Genomic DNA, 23,664 nt, shown 5'->3' with positions numbered 1-23,664 from the left:
GGGCTTGCATATAACTATCCAGCAGGGTGTGGCGATATTTTGCACACTGCACTACCAACAAAAACGGGAGCAGATTCAAGGATGAAGCAAACAGATTGGATTGCGCGGCCAGGATGGCTCTGGTTGAGCTTGCCGCTGCTACTGGGGGCGCTCTGTTTCAGCACCAGCAGCCACGCCAGTTGGGATCAGGATCTCTATCGCCAGCTGGGGTTGGCAGGCAAGCTCGACAAACAGGTGTTTCGCCAGGCCATCAACAGTTATCAGAGCGTGCGCCACAAGCGCAAACCCATACTCACCATCATCGACTACAGCAAACCCTCGACCCAGCGCCGGCTGTTCGTGATCGACGTGAAACGCCACAAGCTGCTCTACCACACCTGGGTCAGCCACGGCCGCAACTCGGGCGAGCTGGCGGCCCGCCAGTTTTCCAATCAGCTCAACTCCATGCAGAGTTCCCTCGGCGTCTATCGTACCGCCGAGACCTATCAGGGCAAGCATGGCTACTCGCTGCGCCTCGATGGCTTGAGCCCGGGCAAGAACAGCAATGCCCGCAGGCGTGCCATAGTGGTGCACGGCGCCGACTATGCCAGCCCGCGGCACCTGCGCAAATATGACAAGCTGGGCCGCAGCTGGGGTTGCCCCGCGCTACCCAAGGAGCAGTCCAGGGCCATCATAGACATCATCAAGGGGGGAAGCGTCATCTATGCCCACGGCTGAGGTGCACGCATCCATGCATAAGGCCAGCACGAGTGCTGGCCTTATTGTTATCTGTTACGCGGTGAACGAGCCGGGCGTTAACGCACGACCAGCACGGGGCAGGGGGCGTGACGCACCACGGATTCGGCGACGCTGCCCACCAGCAGGTGGCTGAGGCCGGAGCGGCCGTGGCTGCCCATGACCACCAGGTCGACCTTCTCCTCTTTCGCCTGAATGACGATCTCGTCGGCGGCGCGGCCGAAGCGTACCTCGAAGGTAGCGGGAATGGGCAGGCTGGCGACCAGCTCTTTCAGCTGGGTCTTGGCCTGGCGTTCCATCTCGTGGGTGATCTCGATGGCGGTCATGTGCAGGATCTTGTAGCTGTCGAAACCGTGCAGTTGGTCCACCACATGGACCAGCTTGAGTTCAGCCTGATGGCTCCGGGCCATGAACACCGCATAGTCGAGCACAGACTGGGACATCTGGGAAAAATCGACGGGGCAGAGCAGGGTTTTGATGGATGACATATGAAGGCTCCCCTATGGTTGGGCTACTAATGAATCTTATTGTCAATAATACCCATTCAGAGGGTAATAACCCTCGACTCGCTCTCAAAACTGGGAAAAAGAGGTGATTCAGCGCCATATCTTCTTATGATGTGGTATGGCTTGGGTGCATTCATCGCGCTGGCTGATCCGTCGGATGAAAACATCGCCACCGAGGAAATTGTGAAACATGGTTCGTCTGCTGCTGTCGTTGCTGCTTCTTCTGTTTTCCCTGCCCGGTCGGGCCGATCCCCTGCATGTCTATTGCGATGACTGGCCCGGCTTCTGCCAGCCGGATGGGCGGGGTGTCTATCTGGATATCGTCAGGGCCATCTATCAGCCCCATGGCTATGAGGTGATCCCGCACCTAGTGCCCTACAAACGGGCGCTGGCTGTGGTGGCGCAGAGAGGGGGAGACATGGCGATGGGGGTCTATCGGGATGAGGTCAGCGGTGTGCGCCAGCCGGATTATCCCGCCTCGGCCGACGATCTGACCGTGCTGATGCTCAAGAAGTGGCAGCCCCAATGGCTTGGCGAAACCAGTTTGAAAGGAGAGGGAGTGCTGTGGCTGAGGGGCTGGGCCTTTGACAAGTACATCCCGGTCAACATGCGCTGGCACGAGATCGACAGCCACGACATGGCGCTGCAGCTGCTGGCCAAGGAGCGCTACCGCTATTACCTGACCGCAGGTGTGCTCTACTCGGCCGATACCATCCCCGCCAACATGAAGCGCACCTTCCTGCGCTGGATCCCGACCTACCCCATCTTTGCCGATACCGAGCGAGGGGGGCGTCTGCAACAGCTCTGGGATCAGGGCATGGTGCGGCTGATCCGGGGCGGTACCCTGGCCGAGATCTATCGCCGTTACCAACTCCATGATTACTACCGTGGTTTTATCAAGGAGCTGGAACAAAGGGTGCAGAAGTAAGGGGAGCAGTGACGCCGTTATGACAAGCCGGCCCGCAGGCGTTTCGCCAAGCGGTCATAGAGGATCATCTTGACCGAGGCGGCCAGGCTTATGCAGCCTTGCCGTGTGGTCACATAGACCACATTTTACTCTGTTAGCCCGGCCCGCAGACGCTTGGCCAAGCGGTCGTACAGGATCACCTTGACCGAGGCGACTAGGCTTATGCAGCCTTGCCGTGTGGTCACATAGACCACAGCTTTACTCTGTTAGCCCGGCCCGCAGGCGCTTGGCCAAGCGGTCATACAGGATCACGTTGACCGAGGCGGCCAGGTTCATGCAGCCTTGTGTCGGTACATAGACTACATCCTTCACTGTGCCATAACGGGCGGGATCCAGGGTGCCATCCTCGGGGCCGAAGATATAGAAGGCCCGCTCCGGGTGGACATAGTCCGGCAGCGATGTGGCGCCCTCGATCAGATCCACCACCACGGGGATGCACCCGGCCGGGACCATCTCCATGAGGTTATCGACCCCGAGCAGGGGGATCTTGTCCACCATCTGCTTGGTATCCGTGGCAAAACGGCGCGCCAGCTCGAAGCGGTTGCCCGTGTAGTAGACCTCGTCCGCCCCGTAGCAACCGGCGGCGCGCATCACGGCCCCCACGTTCTCCGGTGACTTGGGATTGACCAGTCCGATGCAGCAATAGCCCGGTGCCGCCTGCGTTGGCGACTGTGGATCGGCCTGCTCTGGGCAGCCATAACCTGACTCTTTCATCTTGTTCTCCTCTGTGGCGGCCGCATTATACCCCCGGTTCGCGCTTTGCCCATGACATGCATGTCGAGGCTTGCCTGGGAGCGCTGCCGCTTGCAGGCCCGTCTTGGCCGGCGGTGGCCTCTTTTTGCTCGACGGGGCCCCGGAAGGGGGCAATTGCACCGTCCCGGCGCAACTCGGCCTGAGTGGCCGCAGTGGCGCAGGGGCTGACATCTTGGCGCAGGGTTTGCAGTTATCCCTGGACAGAGTGAATGCGGCTTATCTGGACAAAGGCGTCCGTCCCCATCAGGGGCGGACGCCTTTTTTATGGGCCGTGGCAATCAGGCAACCCGTAACCGGGTCGCCGGACGACAAGGAGCGAGGGAATGAACACCACCTGTGCCTATTGTGGAGTAGGGTGCGGCATCCGGCTGAGCCGGGAGGGCGCAAGCTGGCAGCTGAAGGGGGATGAACAGCATCCGGCCAACGCGGGCGCCCTCTGCGTCAAGGGGGCCAGCCTGCTGGAGAGTCTGGACTTTCCCGACCGTCTGCTCTATCCGCGCTGGCAGGGGCAGCGCATCGGCTGGGATCAGGCGCTCGATACCCTGGCCAGCCGGTTTGCCACCATATTGGCCGAATCCGGGCCATCGGCCATCGGCATCTACCTGTCGGGTCAGCTCACCACCGAGGATTACTACGTCGCCAACAAGCTGATGAAGGGGTATCTGGGCAGTGCCAACGTGGATACCAATTCCCGGCTCTGCATGTCGTCGGCGGTGGCGGCCCATCAGCGTGCCTTCGGCGAGGATCTGGTGCCCGCCTGCTACGAGGATCTGGAGCTCGCGGATCTGGTGGTGATCACGGGGGCCAACACGGCCTGGACCCACCCCGTGCTGTTTCGTCGCCTGCAGCAGGCGCGGGCACGGCGGCCCGAGCTCAAGCTGGTGGTGCTGGATCCGCGGCGCACCATGACGGCGGAGCAGGGGGATCTGCACCTGGCCCTCAAGCCTGGCAGCGACGTGGCGCTGTGGAACGGTCTCTGCCGTTATCTGCTCGATCACGACGGCTGGGACAAGGATTACGTGGCGCGCCATGTGAGCGGCTTCGAGGCGCTGGCGGCGGCGCTGGACGATCCGGCCTGGCAGCTGGAGGCGGTGGCCCAGAGCTGCGACCTGGCGCCAGGGGATCTGCTCGGCTTTTACCGGCTGTTTGCCCGCACCCCCAAAACCGTCACCCTGTTCTGCCAGGGGATCAACCAGTCCAATCAGGGGGTGGACAAGGCCAACGCCATCATCAATGCCCACCTGCTGTGCGGGCGCATCGGCAAGCCGGGGGCTGCCCCCTTCTCCATGACGGGGCAACCGAACGCCATGGGCGGGCGCGAGGTAGGCGGGCTGGCGACCCAGCTGGCGGCCCACATGGGCTTTGGCGAGGTCGAGTGCGACCGGGTGCAGCGCTTCTGGCAGAGCCCGACCATGGTGCGCGGGCCGGGCCACAAGGCGGTGGCGCTGTTCGAGGCGGTAGCGCGCGGGGAGATACGCGCGCTCTGGGTGCTCGGCACCAACCCGGCCGTCTCCCTGCCAGACGGCAACCGGGTGCGCGACGCGCTGGCCCGCTGCGAGCTGCTGGTGGTCTCCGAGGTGACGGCGGACACGGACACGGCGCGCCTCGCCCACCTGCTGCTACCCGCCGCCGCCTGGGGCGAGAAGAGCGGCACGGTCACCAACTCGGAGCGCACCATCAGCCGCCAGCGCGCCTTCCTGCCCCTGCCGGGGGAGGCCATGCCCGACTGGTGGGCGCTGACCCAGCTGGCCCGCCGGCTCGGCTTTGGCGAGGGCTTTGCCTATGAGCACGAGCACGACATCTTCAGCGAACACGCGGCCCTGTCGGGCTTCGAGAACGAGGGGGGCCGCCAGTTCGACATCTCGGGGCTGGCCCGCCTCAGTCGGGCCGAATTCGAAGCGCTGGCGCCCCTGAGCTGGCCGGTCAACGCCGCCTGGCCCAGCGGCCGTGCCCGATTGTTCGAGGATGGGGTCTTCTCCACGCCGGATGGGCGGGCCCGGCTGTTGCCGCTGGCCCAGCACTTTCCCCCCGAACCTGTCACCGAGCCAAAAGCTGTGCTGCAGCCGGCGGGCCTCTCCTTGCTGCTCAATTCGGGCCGGCTGCGGGATCAGTGGCACACCATGACCCGCACCGGCCACGTGCCCCGCCTGCAGGAGGCCGAACCCTGGCCCAAGCTGCGGGTGGGCGCCGCCAGCCTGCTGGCGCTCGGGCTGGCCGAGGGGGATTTGGTGCGGTTGAGCAACGGGCTCGGTGAGGCTCGGCTGCTGATCGGGGTGGACGAGGGGCTGAGGGAGGGGGAGGCCTTCCTGCCCATGCATTGGACCGACAGCCAGTGCAGCCAGGGGGCGGTCAACCGCCTCATCGCCGCCGTGGTGGATCCCCTCTCGGGCCAGCCCATGTTCAAGCAGGGGCGGGTGATGGCCGAGCCGCAGCAAACCCGCTGGCAGGGGCTCTGGCTCGGTCAGCAACCCTGGGGGGAGGCGGTGGACTGGTGGGCCAGGCGCCCCCTGCCCGAAGGCAACTGCACCCTGCTGGCCTCCTGGTCGGAGGGGCCACAGGCGCTGTGGCAGCGGTTGGGGGTGGCGGGCCGCTGGCTGCGGCTGCCGCTCAAGCAGGGCTGGCTCGCGGTGGCGCTGGCGCAGGATCGCATCGAGGGCCTGCTGCTGGTGGGGGAGCGGTGGCCTGACATCAAGGTCGACCTGCTGGCCAGCCTGCTCGGCACGCCCTTGCAGGCGGGAGCCCTGAGCCAGACCCTGGGCGCGGCCCTGGCCGGGGATAGCCGACTGGTCTGCTCCTGCCTGCGGGTGTCGGAGCTGCGCATCGTCGACGCCATCACCCGGCAGGGGGTGAGCGAGCTGGCGGGGCTGCAGGCCCTGCTCGGCTGTGGCAGCAACTGCGGAACCTGCCTGCCAGAGATAGACAAGCTGTTGATTAAGCATGTTTTTATCGCCTCAGCTTAAGAACCTGTACACGATCTTACTGTGAGGCCGTGATCAAGGCTCATGTGCTGCTCGGAATCCTCACGTATATCTATACGCTCCGGTTCCTGCGCTGCGCTTCACCTTGCTGACAGCCTCTCGTGACAGGTCGTGAACAGGTTCTAGGGGGCAGAAATACAAGGAGTGTGAGATGAGCCATGTCAGTCTGGTAGGGGCCGGTCCCGGCCCGCTCGAATTGTTGACCCTGCGCGCCCTGCAACGGCTGGAGGCGGCGGAGGTGGTGATCTATGACCGCCTGGTGGGAAGCGAGATCCTGGCCCGGATTCCCCATGGCGCTGCCCGTTTCGACGTGGGCAAGCGCTGCGGCGAGCCGAGCCCGAGCCAGGATCAGATCAACGCCCTGCTGCTGGCACTGGCCCGCACCGGCAAGCGGGTGGTGCGGCTCAAGGGGGGAGATCCCCTGGTGTTTGGCCGTGGCGGGGAGGAGGCGTTACACCTGGCCCGTCACGGCATAGCCGCCGAGCTGGTGCCCGGCATCACGGCGGCGCTGGGCTGCGCCGCCAGCAGCCTGATCCCCCTGACCCACAGGGGGCTGGCCCGCTCTCTGACCCTGGTGACGGGTCATCTGATGGAGGAGGGCGACTATCAGGGCTGGCAGGGGCTGGCCCGGGCCGGCCACACCCTGGTGTTCTACATGGGACTGGAGCGGGCGGCGCAGATCCGGCAGGGACTGCTGGCGGCCGGTGCCTCGCCGGATCTGCCGGTGGCGCTGGTGGTGGCCGGTTGCAGCCCGCAGCAGCAGGTGCATGAGACCCGGCTGGCCATGCTGGCAGAGGCCGCCGTGGCCCTGCTCGGGCAGAGTCCCGTGCTGATGATCATGGGGGAGGTGGTGGGTCTGCGCAGCGAGCTGAACGCCCTGCTGACCCAGGCGCTGGATCGGGTGGCCTGAGCCCCTCCACAGCCTCTACCTCCACTACCTCCAGATAGATAAAAAGGGGGTAGATTCAAATAGTTGGCCTTCATGTTGCGTCATCTGCGGTGAACAAGCAGCGACAGACAAGCTGCGCTAGCCGTTGGCAAGGAGCGCCATGACTACTCTTCCCCCCGGGGGCCGTGCCGGCCCCCCTTCCCGCCTGCTGATCCACGCAGACGAGCCGGGTCAGGCCAACCGCCTGGCCCTGCTGGTCAGCCACTACGGCCATCAGCCGCAGATCCTGGACAGTCGCCAGCTGCTGACCCCGCACGGACAGGGGGATGCCCTGCTCATCAGCAGTCGCCAGTTCGGTGCCGAGGTGCGGCTCGGTCTCTCTCTCTGGCCCGGGGTGCCGCGCCTGCTGTTTTGCGAGCGGATCGGCACCGAGCCCCAGATCGCCCTGTTGCAGCAGGGGGTGCTGCTGGTGCCGCATCCGTGCGGCGAGCGGGAGCCGGTCGAGCAGTGGCTGCGGCTGGCCCGCAGCCAGCTGGCCATGGTGCAGGCGCTGGCGCAGACCGAGAGTGAACTGCGCCAGCAGCTGGTGGATCGGCGCCTGGTCGAGCAGGCCAAGGGGCGGCTGATGCGTCATCAGGGGCTGGACGAGGAGCAGGCCTACCGCCTGATGCGCAGCACCGCCATGAGTCGGCACCTGAGCCTGGGGGAGCTGGCACGGCAGCTGCTGCTGGCACTGCCAGCGTGAGAACCTGGGCTGGCAAACCGTTTTGGTGCAACTGCGCCTAATTGAGGCAAACGAGAAGGCAAAGCGGGAGGAAAAAGGCGGAATAGGGCCCGTTTCTGCGGCTTGGCCAATTTGGCACGGAAAGTGGATTACCCAGAAGACAAGGAGTGATGGCGCCCACGGGCCCGTCACTCGCAACAGGGCAAAGAGGCCTCACCGATCCCGGATCGGTGAGGTTTTTTTTTGGCCGCGACCCTGCAACGGCGCAGGGAAATGGCCGCCCATGACTGTGATCTGAGCGAGGAAGGCGAATGAACAAGAGACAAGGATGTGCGGGTCTGCTGCTGGCGCTGCTGTCACTGCCGGCGCTGGCGGCTGTGGGGGCCCCGGAGCAGGAGGAGCTCAAGCTGGGCTTCATCAAGCTGACCGACATGGCACCGCTGGCGGTGGCCTATGAGCGCGGTTATTTCGAGGATGAGGGGCTCTACGTCACTCTGGAGGCGCAGGCTAACTGGAAGGTGCTGCTGGATCGGGTGATCGACGGCGAGCTGGACGGTGCCCAGATGCTGGCAGGTCAGCCGCTGGCCGCCCATGTCGGCATAGGCACCCAGGCCGAGCTGGTGACGGCGTTCGCCATGGATCTCAACGGCAACGCCATCACGGTCGCCAACCCTGTGTGGGCCGCCATGCAGCCCCATCTGCCCAAGGCGGTGGCGGGTCAGGTGCCGGCCCCGGTGAGCGCCGCCGCGCTCAAACCCGTGGTGGCTCAATACCGGCAGGCGGGCAAGCCGTTCAACATGGGGATGGTGTTCCCCGTCTCCCCCCACAACTACGAGCTCAGATACTGGCTGGCGGCCGGCGGCCTGAACCCCGGCTTCTATGCCCCCGCCCTCGGCGACAGCTCGGGTCAGCGCCAGGCGGACGTGCTGCTGTCGGTCACCCCGCCACCCCAGATGCCCGCCACCCTGGAGGCGGGCACCATAGCCGGCTACAGCGTGGGAGAACCCTGGAACCAGCAGGCGGTCGCCAGGGGCATAGGGGTGCCCGTCATCACCGATTACGAGATCTGGCGCAACAACCCGGAGAAGGTGTTCGGCGTCACCCGCCAGTGGGCCGAGCGTCATCCCAATACCCACATACGGCTGGTGAAGGCGCTGCTGCGGGCGGCCTGGTGGCTGGATGCCGAGCAGAACGGCAACCGGCGCGAGGCGGCCAAGCTGCTGGCGCGGCCGGAGTACGTGGGGGCCGACGAGGGGGTGATCGCCAACTCCATGGTGGGCACCTTCGAGTACGCCAAGGGGGACAAGCGCAGTCTGCCGGACTTCAACGTCTTCTTCCGCCATCAGGCCACCTATCCCTACTACTCGGATGCCATCTGGTACCTGACCCAGATGCGGCGCTGGGGCCAGATCCCGACGGCCAAACCGGACGCCTGGTTCGAGCAGGTCGCCAGGGCCGTCTATCAACCCGAGGTCTACCGCCAGGCGGCCGAGGCGCTGATCGCCGAGGGCAAGTTCAAGGCGCAGGATTTCCCCGATTTTGCCAGTGAGAAGGGCTATCGCGGCCCGCAGGATGGTTTCATCGATGGCCTCATCTACGACGGCCGCCACCCCAACGCCTATCTGCAACAGTTTGCCATCGGCCTCAAGGGCGATGAGCGGGTGCAATAAGCGAGGAGAGCGCAATGAAACGACACAAGTGGAAAACCATGGTGCAGCCCCTGCTCGGCGTGCTGCTGTTCCTCGGCCTCTGGCAGTGGGGGGCGAGTCAGGTGCAGACCAGCCTGGGCACCTTGCCGGGGCCGCTGGCGACCGCCAGCCAGCTCTGGTCGCTGGGGCAGGAGCATCTGGCCGAGCGGGAGAAGGCGAGCGCCTTCCTCAAGCGTCAGCAGGTGCGCAATGCTGAGCGGCTGGCCGCAGATCCGGCGGCCGAGGTGAGGCTGCGCCCCTATACCGGGCGCCCCACCTTCTTCGATCAGATCGCCACCAGCCTGCTCACCGTGCTGTGCGGCTTCGCTCTGGCCAGCCTGATCGCCATCCCGTGCGGTGTGCTGCTCGGCATGAATCAGGGGCTCTACCGCGCCGCCAACCCTGTGATCCAGCTGCTCAAGCCGGTGTCGCCCCTGGCCTGGTTGCCGCTCATCACGCTGGTGGTGAGCGCGCTCTATACCAGTTCTGCCCCCTGGCTTGCGAAGTCTTTCGTCACCTCGGCGCTGACGGTGACCCTCTGCTCCCTCTGGCCGACCCTGATCAACACGGCGGTCGGGGTGGCGGGGCTGGACAGCGACCTGCACAACGTCAGCCGGGTGCTGCGGCTCTCTTTCCTGACCCATGTGCGCCGCATAGTGCTGCCCGGCGCCCTGCCCATGATCTTCACCGGGCTGCGGTTGTCCCTCGGGGTGGCCTGGATGGTGCTGATCGCGGCCGAGATGCTGGCCCAGAACCCTGGGCTCGGCAAGTTCGTATGGGACGAGTTCCAGAGCGGCGGCTCGGCCTCCCTGGCCCGCATCATGGTGGCCGTGGTCACCATAGGCCTCATCGGCTGCGGCCTGGACAGGGGCATGCTGGCCCTGCAGCAGTGGCTCTCCTGGGACAAGCGTCAGGTGTTGCGCTAAGGGTCTGATTCAGTGACGAAACCAATATTCAGGCAGGAGAAGAGCCAATGAAGAGTTATCTGGAGATAAGCGACGTCGGCATCTCGTTCGAGACGGAGCAGGGGCGCTTCGAGGCCCTCAGCCGGGTCAACCTGCGCATCGAGCGGGGGGAGTTCGTCTCCCTCATCGGCCACTCAGGTTGCGGCAAGAGCACTGTGCTCAACCTGGTGGCCGGGCTGCTGGAGCCCACCACGGGGGGCATCATTCTGGACGGGCGCGAGGTGGCTGGGCCCGGCCCGGAGCGGGCCATGGTGTTCCAGAACCATGCGCTGCTGCCCTGGCTCAGCGTCCGGCAGAACGTGGCGCTGGCGGTGGGGCAGGTTGAGCCGAACCGGCGGGCGGCTTCGGAGCGGGTGGACTATTACCTCTCCCTGGTGCAGATGGATCACGCCAGCCAGAAGATGCCCCACGAGCTGTCGGGGGGGATGAAGCAGCGGGTCGGCATTGCCCGCGCCCTGTCGCTCTCCCCCAAGGTGCTGCTGATGGACGAGCCGTTCGGCGCCCTGGATGCCCTGACCCGGGCCCACCTGCAGGACGCGTTGATGGCCATTCAGGCCGAGCTTGGCAATACCGTCATCATGATCACCCACGACGTGGATGAGGCTGTGCTGCTCTCCGATCGCATCGTCATGATGACCAATGGCCCCGCCGCCACGGTCGGGGAGATCCTGACCGTGGACTTGCCAAGGCCCAGAGACAGGGTCGCCCTGGCGGACGATGGTCACTATCACAAGCTGCGCCAGCAGGTGCTGCGCTTCCTCTACGAGAAGCAGCGCAAGGTGACCCCGCTCAAGGCGGCCGACCCGGTGCGCAGCAAGCTGCGCGCCTGAGCCCCCAGAATTCAAGGAAGAGAAACATGGACAATAAACAAAGATTGCTGGTGGTGGGCAAGGGCATGGATGATGAGATGGACCATCACTTGGTCGACTCGCCCGAGAGGGGTGAGAAACAACGTCTGCTGGTGATCGGCAACGGCATGGTGGGTCACCACTTTGTCGAGCAGCTGGTGGCGGCCGGCGGCCTGAACCGGTTCGAGGTGACGGTATTTGGTGCCGAGCCGGACTCCGCCTACGACAGGGTGCATCTGTCCGAGGTATTTGGCGGCAAGGCGCCCGAGGCGCTGCAACTGGCGGATCCCGCCTGGTATGAGGCGCAGGGCATCAGGCTGCGGCTGGGGGCAGAGGTTGAGGTGCTGGACAGAGATACCCGCACCCTGACCCTGGCCGATGGCGAGCGGTTCGGTTACGACCGGCTGGTGCTGGCGACCGGCTCCGTGCCCTTCGTGCCGCCCATCCCCGGCCATCAGCGGGCGGGCTGCTTCGTCTACCGCACCCTGGCGGATCTCGCAGCCATCCGCGATGCCTGCGCCCAGGCGCGCAGCGGCGTGGTGATCGGCGGCGGCCTGCTGGGGCTGGAGGCGGCCAACGCCTTGCGCCTGCTCGGCCTCAAGACCCAGGTGGTGGAGTTTGCCCCGCGGCTGATGCCGGTGCAGCTCGATGACAACGGCGGCGCCGTGCTGCGGGACAAGATCCGGGCGCTCGGGGTCGAGGTGCTGGTGGAGAAGGCCACCGAGTGCATCGAGGATGGGGAGCAGGCCCGTCAGCGGCTGAGGTTCAAGGATGGATCTCATCTTGAGACCGACGTGATCCTGTTCTCGGCCGGCATCCGACCCGCCGACGGCCTGGCCCGTCAATCCGGGCTGAGTGTCGGCGAGCGCGGCGGCATCTGCATCGACGAGGGCTGCCACAGCTCGGACCCCGCCATCCTCGCCATCGGCGAGTGCGCGCTCTGGCAGGGGCGCATCTTCGGGCTGGTGGCCCCCGGCTACCAGATGGCCCGCGCCGCCGTGGCCAGCCTGTGCGGCGGCGAGAGCCGCTTCGCGGGGGCCGACATGTCCACCAAGCTCAAGCTGATGGGGGTGGACGTGGGCTCCATCGGCGACGCCCACGCCAGCACCGCCGGCGCTCAGGAGCTGCTGTTGCTGGACAGGGTCAACGGCATCTACAAGAAGCTGGTGACCGACGGCGAGGGGGGCCGGCTGCTCGGTGCCATCCTGGTGGGGGACGGAGCCGATTATGAGCGACTGCTGCAGTACTACCAGAACGGGGTGGCGCTGCCCCAGCCGCCGCTATCCCTGCTGGTGGGGGAAGCGGGCGGCGCGGCGGCGCCTCTGGTGCTGCCGGACAGCGCCATCCTCTGCTCCTGCCACAACGTCAGCAAGGGGGCCGTGGTGGCCGCCGTCAAGGCAGGCAACCACGAGCTGGCGGCGGTCAAGAGCTGCACCAAGGCGGGCACCGGCTGCGGCGGCTGCAGCAACCTGCTCAAGCAGGTGGTGGAACAGACGCTGGCGGAGATTGGGGTCGAGGCGGACAAGGGGCTGTGCGAGCACTTCGCCCACAGCCGCCAGGAGCTCTATCACCTGGCCCGGGTCGGCGAGCTGAAGAGCTTCGAGGCGCTGCGCGACAAACACGGCAAGGGCCTTGGCTGCGACATCTGCAAGCCGACGGTCGCCTCCATACTGGCGTCGCTGTGGAACGAGCATGTGCTGGAGCAGCCCCACCGCAGCCTGCAGGATACCAACGACGCCTTCCTCGCCAACCTGCAAAAGGACGGCACCTATTCGGTGGTGCCGCGCATCCCCGGCGGGGAGATCACCCCGGATGGCCTGATCACCATAGGGGAGGTGGCGCGCAAGTACGGCCTCTACACCAAGATCACCGGCGGCCAGCGCATCGACTTGTTCGGCGCCCGGCGCGATCAGCTGCCCGCCATCTGGGGCGAACTGGTGGCGGCGGGGTTCGAGACAGGCCAGGCCTATGGCAAGTCGGTGCGTACAGTGAAGTCCTGCGTCGGCTCGACCTGGTGCCGCTACGGGGTGCAGGACTCCATGACCCTGACCCAGACTCTGGAGAACCGCTACAAGGGGCTGCGGGCGCCCCACAAGCTGAAGTTTGCGGTTTCCGGCTGCACCCGGGAGTGCGCCGAGGCCCAGAGCAAGGACATAGGCGTCATCGCCACCGAGCGCGGCTGGAACCTCTATGTGTGCGGCAACGGCGGCATGCGGCCGCGCCACGCCGACCTGTTTGCCACCGACCTCGATGAGCAGACCCTGATCCGATACATAGACAGGCTGCTGATGTTCTACGTGCGCACCGGCGATCGGCTGCAGCGTACCTCGGTCTGGATGGAGAGCATGGAGGGGGGGCTCGACTACCTCAAGTCGGTGATCATAGAGGACAGGCTCGGCATAGGGGCCGAGCTGGAGGCCATGATGGACGGCATAGTGGGCAGCTGGCAGTGCGAGTGGAAGAGTACCCTGGCGGATCCGGACAAGCTCAAGCTGTTCGAGGCCTTCGTCAACCAGCCGGAGGGGAGCACGCCCCCCAGACGGGAGGAGCGGGGCCAGTGGGTGCCGGATATCAGTATCAAGGAGGTGATATGAACGGGGCCAACCAGAGTGCATGGCAAGAGATGCCGGATGAGCAGCGACAAGGAGCAGAGATGGAGCCGAGCAGAGAGAACGTGTTGCAGAGCGAGCATGGCGAATGGTTGCGGGCATGCGAGCTGGCCGCCCTGCCGGAGCAGGCGGGGCGCAGCGCCTGGCTGGGGGGGCGGGCGCTGGCGCTGTTTCGGCTCGGCGAGCGGGTCTATGCGCTGGATGATCTGGATCCCCTGGCCGGGGTGGCCGTGCTGAGCCGGGGCCTGGTGGGGGATTGCGGCGGCGAGCCCGTGGTTGCCTCGCCGCTCTACAAGCAGCGTTATGCCCTGGCCGATGGCCGCTGTCTGGACGACCCGGCGCTGAAGGTGGCTTGCTGGCCCGTGATGCAGAGTGCCGGCGAAGTCTGGGTGTTGTTGGGCTGAGTGGCATCATCTGAAAACCGTTTTTTCATCGCCGGGCTTTGCCCGGTGATTTTTTGTGCGCAAACCGACAATTTTTGCACGGGGTGATAGCGGGAAAACGTTTTTCGGAAATAATGGACAAACGTTTGTAACTGGATGTTTGTCTATGACGGAACGTGAGCAAGAGATCCTCGCCCTGCTGCGCCAGGACCCCATGATTGCCCAGCAGGAGCTGGCGGACAGGCTCGGCATCAGCCGCTCGGCGCTGGCGAGCCACATCTCCAGCCTGATGCGCCAGGGCTATGTGCAGGGGCGCGGTTATGTGCTGCGGGAAGGGCCCTACGCCGTGGTGATCGGCGGCGCCAATATGGATATCTGCGGCTGCAGCCACGACAACCTGCGCATCGGCGATTCCAATCCCGGCAAGGTTCGCACCTCCGCCGGCGGGGTGGGGCGCAACATAGCCGAGAACCTGGCGCGGCTCGGTACCGATACCCGGCTGCTGAGCGCGGTGGGCAATGATCAATACGGTCATCACCTGCTGGACGTGACCCAGCGCGCCGGCGTCGACGTGCGCCAGGTGCTGATGCTGGACGGTCAGGCGACCTCCTGTTACCTCAGCCTGCACGATGGCAGCGGCGAGATGAGCTGCGCCGTCAACGACATGGCGATCATCGATCAACTGACACCGGCCCGGCTCACCCCCTTGAGCGGTTTTCTCGGCGCGGCCCGGCTCTGGGTGCTGGATACCAACCTCGCTACCCACACCCTCGACTGGCTGTTCGAGCGCCAGGGCGAGCACATCATCTTCGTCGACACCGTCTCGGTGGCCAAGGTGGAGAAGATCCGCCCCTGGCTGCACCGGATCCACACCCTCAAACCCAATCGCAGCGAGGCCGAGCAGCTGTGCGGCTTCACCATAGCCGGGCCCGATACCTGGCCCATGGCGGCGGCCTGGTTCCACCGCGCCGGGGTGCAGCGGCTGTTCCTGAGTCTCGGCGATCAGGGGATTTTCTATAGCGACGGGGAGTGCCAGGGCCATCTGCCCGTGCTCGGCAGCCCTGTCGTCAACGTGACCGGCGGTGGCGATGCCTTCATGGCAGGGCTGGCCCACGCCTGGTTGCAGGAGAGCGACATGACCGACACCACCCGGTTTGCCCTCGGCTGCGCCGCCCTCACCGTCAATTGTTCCGATACCGTCTTTTCCGGCCTATCCAAGGCCGCCGTTGAACGCATGCTGGAGGAGTACCCATGTTGAACGCTTACCTCGATATCCAACCTGAAGTCGCTGCGGCCCTGGCCGCCGGCAAACCCGTCGTTGCCCTGGAGTCCACCATCATCTCCCACGGCATGCCCTATCCGCAGAACGTGGAGACGGCGCGTCAGGTAGAGCAAGTCGTGCGCGACAACGGCGCCGTGCCGGCCACCATCGCCATCCTGGATGGCCGCCTCAAGGTGGGTCTGGATGCGGGGGCGCTGGAGGCGCTGGGTCGGGCCGGTCATGCCGCCACCAAGTGCAGCCGCCGCGACATTCCCTTCGTGCTGGTGAACAAGGGGCTGGGGGCGACCACGGTCGCCTCCACCATGATCATCGCCGCCATGGCCGGGATCCGGGTGTTCGCCACCGGCGGCATCGGCGGCGTGCATCGCGGCGCCCAGGAGACCTTCGACATCTCGGCGGATCTGCAGGAGTTTGCCCAGACCCCGGTGGCTGTGGTCTGCGCCGGTGCCAAGTCGATCCTCGACATAGGCCTGACCCTGGAGTACCTGGAGACCCAGGGCGTGCCCGTCATCGGCTATCAGACCGATGAGCTGCCCGCCTTCTACACCCGCGAGAGCGGCTTCAAGGTGGATTACCGCCTCGACACCCCGGCAGCGATCGCCGAGGCGCTGCGCCTCAAGTGGGAGCTGGGACTGGCCGGCGGCGCCGTGGTCACCAACCCGATCCCGACCCAGTTTGCCATGCCCAAGGCCGACATAGATGCCGCGATCAAACAGGCGCTGCAGGAAGCGGACGAGCAGGGGGTGAAGGGCAAGGCGTCCACCCCCTTCCTGCTGGCCCGGGTGTGCGAACTGACCGGCGGCAACTCGCTGGCGGCCAACATTCAGCTGGTGCTGAACAACGCCGCGCTGGGAGCCCGCATCGCCGCCAGTCTGTAACGGGTAGTCCGGGGCGGTAACTCCCTGGCCGTTAATGTCCAGCTGGTGCTGAACAACGCCGCGCTGGGAGCCCGCATCGCCGCCAGTCTGTAACGGGTAGTCCGGGGCGGTAACTCCCTGGCCGTTAATGTCCAGCTGGTGCTGAACAACGCCGCGCTGGGGGCCCGCATCGCCGCCAGTCTGTAATCAGTTTCTGCAAACGAAAAAGAGGGCCTCTTGGCCCTCTTTTTTTCATCTCGGCTCGGTGAGCGGCCGGGGGCGTTATTGCAACACCAACCGACCGTGCAGCGGCTGCACGGGTCTGTTGTTGGGGTGGTGCATCACCGCCTTGAAGGCGTCGATCTGGGCCTGGCTCACCTGTACCGGTTGTTTCATCACCAGCCAGCGCACCCCTTCCGAGCAGGGCGGTGTGGTCAGCGAACCGCTGAAACGGTAGTAGTCGCGGTTGGTGGGCAGCAGTTGCTCCGCCGACAGTGGCGTTGCCAGCGACCGGTTTTCGCCCGCCTTGGCCGGCAGTTGCTGCCAGGCCTGGCTCAGCGTCGGGTTGGCGTGGCCCGGCTCGAACATCACGGCCACCACCGCCAGCTCCCCCTTGGCGTTGGCGTGCACCAGGTGCCCCTCCAGCGGGTAGGATTTGCCCTTGATGAGGTTTTCACTGGGGGCGTGGAAGTGGAACTGCTTGAGCTCAAAGCGCATGCCGTCGAGCTCAAGCGAGCTGCCCGGGGCATAGCTGACCTGTACCGTGTGGCCGTTGTTGGTGATGCTCTGGCCACCCGCCAGGTAGTGAAACTGCAGCGGGGCCAGCTTGGCCTCCACCAGACCATCGAGGTTGACAGGCGACTGGTTGCTGCCCGCGCACTGGCCAAATTCGGGGGTCAGTTTGGCCCATTGCGCCGGGCCGGCCTCGCCGCCGTATTCCCAATGCGGGGCGGCGGCGAAGGCGGTGGGACAGAGCAACAGGGCACAGGCCAACAGGGACTTTCTCATCATACATCCTTATCTTGATTGAAAAGCACAGCCATCCGCTTCCTTAATAAGTGAAGGAACAGGGGATGGCATTATCTGAAATGCGGGATACAGAATGTCAGACCGGATTGTTTATTATTAACAGCCGCATTACCGATCATATTTATGATGCATTTAATATGAATCTAATTAACAGTCGGCAGCGACTGCATATTGAATAATCGCTTTATTCAATGACAGCAATCTAATTAATTGGCTGTCATCGCAGATGAATTTGATCATAATTCACTCATCAGAATTCAGCTCTTTTTTGGCTCGAAAGTCCCCGCCACCGATCCGCCTGTAATATATTAATTCATTGTTTTTAATATGGTTTTTGTTGGTCTCATTTGATCTTGAACAAATAATAAGCAGGCTTTCCCGGTCAGGCTGATGCTGCTGTTATGCACAGTCACAAGGGAGAGAAAAAATGAATAAATATTGTCTGTTGCTGGCGCTGGGTCTGCCCGGGATGGGGTGGGCGGCTGAACCGGTCCAACCGGTAGAGGTACCCAAGGTGGCATCGCCGGAAAAAGTCGAGCTGGGCAAGATGTTGTTCTTCGAGCCGAGGCTCTCCAAATCCAACGCCATCTCCTGCAACTCCTGCCATAACCTGGCCACCGGCGGGGTGGACAACCAGGTCAGTTCCCTCGGCCACAAGTGGAAGGAGGGGCCGATCAACTCCCCCACAGTGCTCAACTCCAGTCTCAACTTCGTGCAGTTCTGGGATGGGCGCGCCAAGGATCTGCAGGCGCAGGCGGCGGGCCCCATCGAGAATCCGCTGGAGATGGCCTTCACCCACAAGCTGGCGGTGGAGACGTTGCACACCCTGCCCGAATATCGCACCCGTTTCGGCGCCGTGTACGGCAAGGCGGACTTCGGCATCGATGAGGTCACGGACGCCATCGCCGCCTTCGAAGAGACCCTGGTCACCCCCAACGCGCCGTTCGATCTCTGGTTGAAGGGCGACGGCAAGGCGCTGACGGCGCAGCAACTGAAGGGCTATCAGTTGTTCAAGGAGAAGGGCTGCACCGCCTGCCACAACGGGGTGGCCATCGGCGGCAACTCCTATCAGAAGATGGGGCTGGTCAAGCCGTTCAAGACCGACAACCCGGCCCTGGGCCGTGGCGGCGTGACCGGCGAGAAGCAGTTCATCGGCTGGTTCAAGGTGCCGACCCTGCGCAACATAGAGCTGACCTACCCCTACTTCCATGACGGTTCAGTCTGGGATCTGAAGGAGGCGGTACAGATAATGGCGGACATCCAGCTGGGCCAGGCGCTGAGCGAGCAGGAGGCCGACGACATGACCGCCTACCTCAAGAGTCTGACCGGCGAGCAGCCGCAGATAGTGCTGCCGATCCTGCCGCCCTCCCAACCCGACACCCCCAGGCCTCAGGTCAAGAGCTGACCGGGTCGTGGTTCTGAAATCGAGCGGGGCTGATGCCCCGCTTTTCATGGCCCTATCTCTCTGATAACACTGCCAAAGTGCAGTATTCAGCATAATGACAAGGGGATGACAATCCCCCAGCTGGCTGCGGCGATTTTACCGATTTGCAGCCCTCTTCACATTTCCGGCACGCTCACAATCTGTTCGATTGCCTAACTCATCCGACCTGGTGTCAAATCACTCCGCCTAATACAAGGAGTGGCATAATAATGAATAATATCAATAAATTAGTTCTGGCTATCGGATTCACTCTCACCACCTTCCCGACCCTGGCGGCGGGCTTCCAGTGCAAGGACCACGTCAAGCTCGGGGTCCCCAGCCAATCCAGTCAGCTGCTGTGCCGTGACGGTTACGCCGCCGGTTACAACTATGACACCAAGGTCTCTGACTGGGTCTCTTATCGGATGACGGCCGCCAGTGCCCAGGGCCAGGTGCCGCGCAAGGATGCCTTTGCCGAAGACAAAGAGGTGCCGGTGCAGTACCGCGCCACCCTGGCGGACTACAAGGGCTCGGGTTATGACCGCGGCCACCAGGCGCCCGCGGCGGACATGCGCTCCACCGCCACCACCATGAAGCAGAGCTTCCTGTTGACCAACATGACCCCGCAGCTGCCGGCGCTCAATCAGGGGGCCTGGCGCATTCTGGAGGAGAAGACCCGCCAGTGGGCCATCGCCTATCAGGATGTACAGGTGATCACGGGCCCCATCTTCACCAACTCCGATGGCGCCATTGGCAACGGTGTGACAGTGCCCCACGCCTACTATCGGGTGGTGATGGACGTGGCCAACCAGGAGGCGATCGCCTTCGTCCTGCCGCAGCAGAACGTGTCGGCCAGCAAGCTTGCGGATTACATAGTGACTGTGGATGCGGTGGAGGAGCAGACGGGGCTCGATTTCTTCACCGAGCTGCCGGATGAGCAGGAAGAGGCCATGGAATCCCGGCTGATGGCCATGTGGGGCAACTGACTTGCGGTAATGACAACAGGGGCCTTGGCCCCTGTTGTCAGTCGTTCAGATCGTCACCGATTTTCTTGACGGTATCCCGGGTGCCGTGACCGATTTCACGGGTCACATCCCGGGTGGTGTGGCCAATCTCGCGGGTCACGTTGCGGGTGGTATGCCCCACAGTCCTGCCCGCTTCCTTGATGTCGGCACAGCCGCCGGTCACTGCGCCCAGGGTCAGGCCGAGTGCCAGCAGTGCCAGGTAGTTAGGCGTCATGTGTGCTCCTTCTCGTTTCATCATCTTCATGCCGATGACGGCATTATGGCCTCGTGTGCAGCGGGCGGGCAACCAGCAGGGTATGGCCAGGGCCCGGGATCTCGTGCTCCTCCTCCACGTGGAAATACGCTTCGCGCAGGCACTGGTACATCTGTTTGGAGTGATAGAAGCGGCTGTTGCCGTTGGCCAGACAGGTGAAGTAGAGGGAGGTGGCGTTGAGACTGAAACTGGCGGCTTCGAAGGTCTGCCTGTCCCAGAACAGCTCCAGGATGCAGACCCTGGCGTCCGGTTGCATGGCCAGCCGGATCCGATTCAGGATGGCGACTATCTGTTCGTGACTGAAGCAGTCGAGGAACTGGCTCATCCACCAGAGATCGGCCTCGCCGGGCAGGGTACCCGCTTGCAGCAGATCCACAGGATGGCCCTGCACTCGATCGCTGAGACCCGCCTCTTCAATATTCAGGCGGGCCAGCGCCAGCTGCTCGGGCAAGTCCAGTATGGTGACCCGCAGGGCGGGATCCCGGTTGGCGCAGGCGATGGCCCACTTGCCGGTGTTGCCGCCCAGATCGTAGAGGTGGCGCGGCTCATAGCCAAGCACCTTCGCCTGTGCCTGCTGGAACGCCCAGTCGGAGTAGAAGTGATCAAACGCAAACCAGCTGCTGCGGGCGGGCTCGGGCAGCTCGCTCAGGTGCGGGTAGAGGGTCTGCCAGGGGCCGAACTCCTGCAGACCGGCCGGCGTGCCGTCGCGGATGGCGTCGAGCAGATGGGCTAGAGGTTGATAACAGACGTGCTGGGTGAAGTCGAGATTGACCCGGCTCATGGCATCGTGCTGCAGATACTTGCCGACCCGGCCCAGCACATAGCGATCATCGGCCAGGTAGCAGAGTCCGCCGCCGAGCCCCATGTCCAGCAGCACGCTGACCGCATATTCACTCAGCTCGCACGCCTGGGCTATGTCCGCCAGCGGCGCGCCCTGCTGGCCACGGGTCTCGAGAAAGGCGAGCACCCCGGTTTCACGCAGACACCAGCTGGCCTGGAACAGCATGGGCCCGAAGGCGATCTTCTGGGCCGCGCCTATGGCCTCCAGCGCGTTGTAGGGGTCTGCCTGATAATGGTTCACGGGGTGGCTCCTGCCGGATTAACGGCTCTGTGCGCGGGCGAGTTCGGTCTGGATGGCCTGATTCAGGCCCAGTACCCAGCGGTTATAACTGCGATGTATGCTGCCCTTGCCCTTGTCATCAAGGTTGATGCTGCTCACATAATTAATGGAATAGTCGTGACTGCTATATGGAATATCGATCACCGCCTGATGCTGGCGTACATTGACCTGGCCACGAATAAGTCCCGGCTTCTCTTTTTTCATCACCCAGCTCTTGCCGATCCCCGCCGTGATAATGGCGCTGGCGACCTGATCTTCGGTCAGATTGAAGGCAACCGGGTTGGCGGCCATATTGCGAATGGGTTGGCTGGTGGAGCAGGCGGCCAGCAGAGCGCAGGCCAGCAACAGGGATATTTTATTAATGAGTTTCATAATATTTCCTTGCGAGGACATTCAATAAATGGAGCCCGGCAATGAGACAACACAAATCATTTATTTTCAATCACAATGCCAACGGATAATCCGCGCCAGCTATTATTTTTGATGAATAATGGTATTATTCGCGCGGTATTAATGTGATGACTCCGGTGGATAATCCCCAGGGAGCAGGCACTGCCCGCCGGGTGAGTGCCTTTTATCGTCCAAGCGCTCACACGAAGGTCAAGGACAGGTTGCCTGAAATATGCTCTCTTTTTCGCTGCAGGATAGTCAGGCACTGTCACCCGGTCTTGTCGACGAACTCGACTGGCAGGCGTGGGCACGGCAGGGACAATGGCCCGCCGACCCCCCGTTTCCCGTGACCCCCTTGCTGCCCATGATGATGGCGCGCCGCCTGAGCCCGGGTTCCCGGCTGGCGGTGCAGGTGGGGCTGAGCCTGCTGGCTCGCCATCCCGTCGATTACGCCATCTTCGCCAGCCGCCACGGCGAGCTGGCCCGTTCTGTGACCCTGTTGCAGGCGCTGGCGGACGGCCAGGCGCTGTCCCCTACCGATTTCTCCATGTCAGTGCACAACACGGCCGCCGGCCTTAGCTCCATTCAGGGCAAGGCCGCCATTCCCATGACCTCGCTGGCGGCGGGAGAGGGCGGGCTGATGGCGGGGTTCACCGAGGCGGTGGCGGCGCTGCACGGCGGTGCCAGCCGGGTGCTGCTGGTGGCGTTCGAGGGGCCTGTGCCCGAGTTTCATCGCCCCTGGTTGCCGAACGAGGCGCCACCCCATGCGCTGGGGCTGGTGCTGCAGGCTGGCGACCAGTGGTGCTGCGAGGGGGCGCGCTGCGCAGTCGGGTCTGCCGTCCGCCCGCTGCCGCAGAGTCTGGCCTGCTGGCGGGCCCTGCTGCGGCATGAATCGACCCTGACCCTTTGTGATGGCCGCCAGGAGTGGACATGGCGGCGGCGCTGAACCGGGGCTGGCGGCTGATCGGCACGGCCCTTGGCTTCACCCTGTTCGGGGTGGGCGGCCTGCTGCTCTCCCTGTGCTGGTTTCCGCTGCTGGCGCTCTGCCTGCGCGGGGAGCGGCGGCGGACCCTGGCCCAGCTGACCATACGCCACAGCTTTCGGCTGTTTCTCGGCGTGTTGCGCGGCTGGGGCGTGCTGGATTATCGGGTGAGCGGCATGCCTGCCGACTTGCGCGGCGCCCTGGTGGTGGCCAATCACCCCAGCCTGCTCGACTACGTCATGCTGGCGGCCGAGATGCCGGTGTGCGACTGCATCGTCAAGCAGTCCCTCTGGCGCAACCCCTTCGTGGGCGGCGTGGTGCGGGCGGCCGATTACCTGCCCAATGTGGAGGCGGAGCGCCTCCTGCCCCTGTGCATGGCACGGATCCAGGCTGGCGGCCTGCTGCTGATCTTCCCGGAGGGAACCCGCACCACGCCGGGGGAACCCATCAAGCTGCAGCGCGGCGCGGCCCAGTTGGCGGTGCGCAGCCGGGTGCCCCTGCAGCCGGTGCGGATCCACTGCAGCACCCGATTTCTCACCAAACAGGACAAATGGTTCAAGATCCCGGAAAATAAGCCGACTTTCACCATAGAATTCCTGCCACAAGTGGCGGCAGACGAGGTGGTCGCCACCGACCAGAGCAGTGCGCTGGCCGCGCGCCAGCTGACCCGGTTTCTCACCCGGGCCCTGCAAACGGGGCCCCAATGACAGCGTATGGAACAGTTATGCAAGACCTGCACCTAGAGATAAAACAACTCATCATCGACAGTCTCAACCTCGAGGGGCTGACCCCTGAGGATATAGACAGCCAGGCGCCGCTGTTCGGGGATGGCCTGGGACTGGACTCCATCGATGCGCTGGAGCTGGGCCTTGCCATCAAGGGCCGCTACGGCATAGTGCTCTCCGCCGAGGATGAAAATACCCGTCGTCACTTCGCCTCAGTCGCGGCCCTGGTCGCCCTGGTGCAGGCCCAGTCGAAAGGGGAGGCCTGAGCCATGACCCGTGACGACATCTTTGCCCAGATAAAGGCCGCCCTCGTCGAGTTGTTCGAGGTGGATGAAGAGGCCATTACCCCCGAGGCTCGCCTCTATCAGGATCTCGAGCTCGACAGCATAGACGCCATCGATCTGGTGGTGCACCTGCAGAAGCTGACTGGCAAGAAGATCAAGCCGGAGGAGTTCAAGTCGGTGCGCAGCGTCAATGACGTGGTGGATGCGGTCGAGCGTCTGCTCGCCGGCGCCTGATGCCGGTGTGCTCCC

General features: G+C 64.2%; 24 protein-coding genes. 18 read left to right on the top strand and 6 right to left on the bottom strand.

Annotated features, from left to right (window positions below):
- The first annotated feature begins 81 nt into the window (after nt 1-81).
- Nucleotides 82-717, top strand: coding sequence for a murein L,D-transpeptidase catalytic domain family protein (locus tag AACQ95_RS11290; RefSeq protein ID WP_043138133.1), 636 nt, complete (start codon nt 82-84; stop codon nt 715-717).
- A 77-nt stretch (nt 718-794) separates the two neighbouring features.
- On the opposite strand, the gene AACQ95_RS11285 is transcribed toward AACQ95_RS11290, so the two are convergent.
- Complete coding sequence (locus AACQ95_RS11285; protein WP_043138135.1) at nt 795-1,223, bottom strand: universal stress protein; 429 nt, start codon at nt 1,221-1,223, stop codon at nt 795-797.
- Nucleotides 1,224-1,431: 208 nt separating this feature from the next.
- Between AACQ95_RS11285 and AACQ95_RS11280 the strand changes: the two genes are divergently transcribed.
- Nucleotides 1,432-2,169 (top strand): hypothetical protein, encoded by a 738-nt coding sequence (locus AACQ95_RS11280; RefSeq protein ID WP_241278624.1) that lies wholly within the window; start codon nt 1,432-1,434, stop codon nt 2,167-2,169.
- Nucleotides 2,170-2,406: 237 nt separating this feature from the next.
- On the opposite strand, the gene AACQ95_RS11275 is transcribed toward AACQ95_RS11280, so the two are convergent.
- Nucleotides 2,407-2,922, bottom strand: coding sequence for an RNA methyltransferase (locus tag AACQ95_RS11275; RefSeq protein ID WP_241278623.1), 516 nt, complete (start codon nt 2,920-2,922; stop codon nt 2,407-2,409).
- Nucleotides 2,923-3,284: 362 nt separating this feature from the next.
- On the opposite strand from AACQ95_RS11275, the gene AACQ95_RS11270 reads away from it, so the two are divergent.
- The 10 genes from AACQ95_RS11270 to AACQ95_RS11225 all read left to right on the top strand — a co-directional run bounded on the left by AACQ95_RS11270 (nt 3,285) and on the right by AACQ95_RS11225 (nt 16,205).
- Nucleotides 3,285-5,921 (top strand): nitrate reductase, encoded by a 2,637-nt coding sequence (locus AACQ95_RS11270; RefSeq protein ID WP_241278622.1) that lies wholly within the window; start codon nt 3,285-3,287, stop codon nt 5,919-5,921.
- A gap of 169 nt (nt 5,922-6,090) precedes the next feature.
- On the top strand, nt 6,091-6,849 hold the full coding sequence (gene cobA / locus AACQ95_RS11265) for a uroporphyrinogen-III C-methyltransferase (RefSeq protein WP_098982629.1): 759 nt from the start codon (nt 6,091-6,093) through the stop codon (nt 6,847-6,849).
- A 139-nt stretch (nt 6,850-6,988) separates the two neighbouring features.
- Nucleotides 6,989-7,573: an ANTAR domain-containing response regulator gene (locus tag AACQ95_RS11260; protein WP_241278621.1), complete on the top strand. Its 585-nt coding sequence runs from the start codon at nt 6,989-6,991 to the stop codon at nt 7,571-7,573.
- Between the two features lie 290 nt (nt 7,574-7,863).
- The gene (locus AACQ95_RS11255) at nt 7,864-9,222 is read left to right on the top strand and encodes a CmpA/NrtA family ABC transporter substrate-binding protein (protein WP_241278620.1); all 1,359 of its coding nucleotides are present in this window, start codon (nt 7,864-7,866) and stop codon (nt 9,220-9,222) included.
- Between the two features lie 14 nt (nt 9,223-9,236).
- A complete protein-coding gene (locus tag AACQ95_RS11250; protein WP_241278619.1) occupies nt 9,237-10,166 on the top strand; it encodes an ABC transporter permease in 930 nt (309 codons plus the stop codon).
- Between the two features lie 47 nt (nt 10,167-10,213).
- Nucleotides 10,214-11,035: an ABC transporter ATP-binding protein gene (locus tag AACQ95_RS11245; RefSeq protein ID WP_043556226.1), complete on the top strand. Its 822-nt coding sequence runs from the start codon at nt 10,214-10,216 to the stop codon at nt 11,033-11,035.
- A 26-nt stretch (nt 11,036-11,061) separates the two neighbouring features.
- Nucleotides 11,062-13,647, top strand: a complete 2,586-nt coding sequence (nirB, locus tag AACQ95_RS11240; protein WP_241278618.1) for a nitrite reductase large subunit NirB — start codon at nt 11,062-11,064, stop codon at nt 13,645-13,647.
- Nucleotides 13,644-14,066, top strand: a complete 423-nt coding sequence (gene nirD / locus AACQ95_RS11235; RefSeq protein WP_241278617.1) for a nitrite reductase small subunit NirD — start codon at nt 13,644-13,646, stop codon at nt 14,064-14,066. Before nirB ends, nirD begins: the two co-directional genes overlap by 4 nt.
- A gap of 145 nt (nt 14,067-14,211) precedes the next feature.
- Nucleotides 14,212-15,303, top strand: coding sequence for a PfkB family carbohydrate kinase (locus AACQ95_RS11230; protein ID WP_103472611.1), 1,092 nt, complete (start codon nt 14,212-14,214; stop codon nt 15,301-15,303).
- Nucleotides 15,297-16,205, top strand: a complete 909-nt coding sequence (locus tag AACQ95_RS11225; protein ID WP_241278616.1) for a pseudouridine-5'-phosphate glycosidase — start codon at nt 15,297-15,299, stop codon at nt 16,203-16,205. Before AACQ95_RS11230 ends, AACQ95_RS11225 begins: the two co-directional genes overlap by 7 nt.
- 261 nt (nt 16,206-16,466) lie before the next feature.
- Here the strand turns inward: AACQ95_RS11225 and AACQ95_RS11220 are convergent, their stop codons facing one another.
- Nucleotides 16,467-17,192, bottom strand: coding sequence for a carbonic anhydrase (locus tag AACQ95_RS11220; protein ID WP_241278615.1), 726 nt, complete (start codon nt 17,190-17,192; stop codon nt 16,467-16,469).
- A 448-nt stretch (nt 17,193-17,640) separates the two neighbouring features.
- On the opposite strand from AACQ95_RS11220, the gene AACQ95_RS11215 reads away from it, so the two are divergent.
- Nucleotides 17,641-18,618 (top strand): cytochrome-c peroxidase, encoded by a 978-nt coding sequence (locus AACQ95_RS11215; RefSeq protein ID WP_043138171.1) that lies wholly within the window; start codon nt 17,641-17,643, stop codon nt 18,616-18,618.
- A 248-nt stretch (nt 18,619-18,866) separates the two neighbouring features.
- Nucleotides 18,867-19,622, top strand: coding sequence for a DNA/RNA non-specific endonuclease (locus AACQ95_RS11210; protein WP_241278614.1), 756 nt, complete (start codon nt 18,867-18,869; stop codon nt 19,620-19,622).
- A gap of 37 nt (nt 19,623-19,659) precedes the next feature.
- Here the strand turns inward: AACQ95_RS11210 and AACQ95_RS11205 are convergent, their stop codons facing one another.
- From AACQ95_RS11205 to AACQ95_RS11195, 3 genes are read right to left on the bottom strand one after another with little or no spacing between them, the layout of a single operon-like run.
- On the bottom strand, nt 19,660-19,875 hold the full coding sequence (locus AACQ95_RS11205) for a hypothetical protein (protein WP_043138177.1): 216 nt from the start codon (nt 19,873-19,875) through the stop codon (nt 19,660-19,662).
- 43 nt (nt 19,876-19,918) lie between these two features.
- Nucleotides 19,919-20,995 (bottom strand): methyltransferase, encoded by a 1,077-nt coding sequence (locus AACQ95_RS11200; RefSeq protein WP_241278613.1) that lies wholly within the window; start codon nt 20,993-20,995, stop codon nt 19,919-19,921.
- Nucleotides 20,996-21,013: 18 nt separating this feature from the next.
- Complete coding sequence (locus tag AACQ95_RS11195) at nt 21,014-21,406, bottom strand: hypothetical protein (protein WP_241278612.1); 393 nt, start codon at nt 21,404-21,406, stop codon at nt 21,014-21,016.
- Between the two features lie 250 nt (nt 21,407-21,656).
- On the opposite strand from AACQ95_RS11195, the gene AACQ95_RS11190 reads away from it, so the two are divergent.
- From AACQ95_RS11190 to AACQ95_RS11175, 4 genes are read left to right on the top strand one after another with little or no spacing between them, the layout of a single operon-like run.
- Entirely contained in the window at nt 21,657-22,370 is a 714-nt protein-coding gene (locus AACQ95_RS11190; protein ID WP_241278611.1) for a beta-ketoacyl synthase chain length factor, read from the top strand.
- Nucleotides 22,355-23,113 (top strand): lysophospholipid acyltransferase family protein, encoded by a 759-nt coding sequence (locus AACQ95_RS11185; RefSeq protein ID WP_098982661.1) that lies wholly within the window; start codon nt 22,355-22,357, stop codon nt 23,111-23,113. The genes AACQ95_RS11190 and AACQ95_RS11185 overlap by 16 nt, the downstream gene beginning before the upstream one ends.
- 17 nt (nt 23,114-23,130) lie before the next feature.
- Nucleotides 23,131-23,397 carry a phosphopantetheine-binding protein gene (locus AACQ95_RS11180; RefSeq protein WP_005317803.1) on the top strand — a complete coding sequence of 89 codons (267 nt, stop codon included), beginning with the start codon at nt 23,131-23,133 and terminating at the stop codon, nt 23,395-23,397.
- A 3-nt stretch (nt 23,398-23,400) separates the two neighbouring features.
- Nucleotides 23,401-23,649, top strand: coding sequence for an acyl carrier protein (locus AACQ95_RS11175; protein WP_043138192.1), 249 nt, complete (start codon nt 23,401-23,403; stop codon nt 23,647-23,649).
- Nucleotides 23,650-23,664: the final 15 nt, after the last annotated feature.

Origin of the sequence: Aeromonas sp. MR19 (genome assembly GCF_963899305.1) — a bacterium.
Taxonomy (GTDB): Bacteria; Pseudomonadota; Gammaproteobacteria; order Enterobacterales; family Aeromonadaceae; genus Aeromonas; species Aeromonas bestiarum.
The sequence above is the reverse complement of the archived record's forward strand: the minus strand, read 5'-3'. Positions and strand labels throughout refer to the sequence as shown.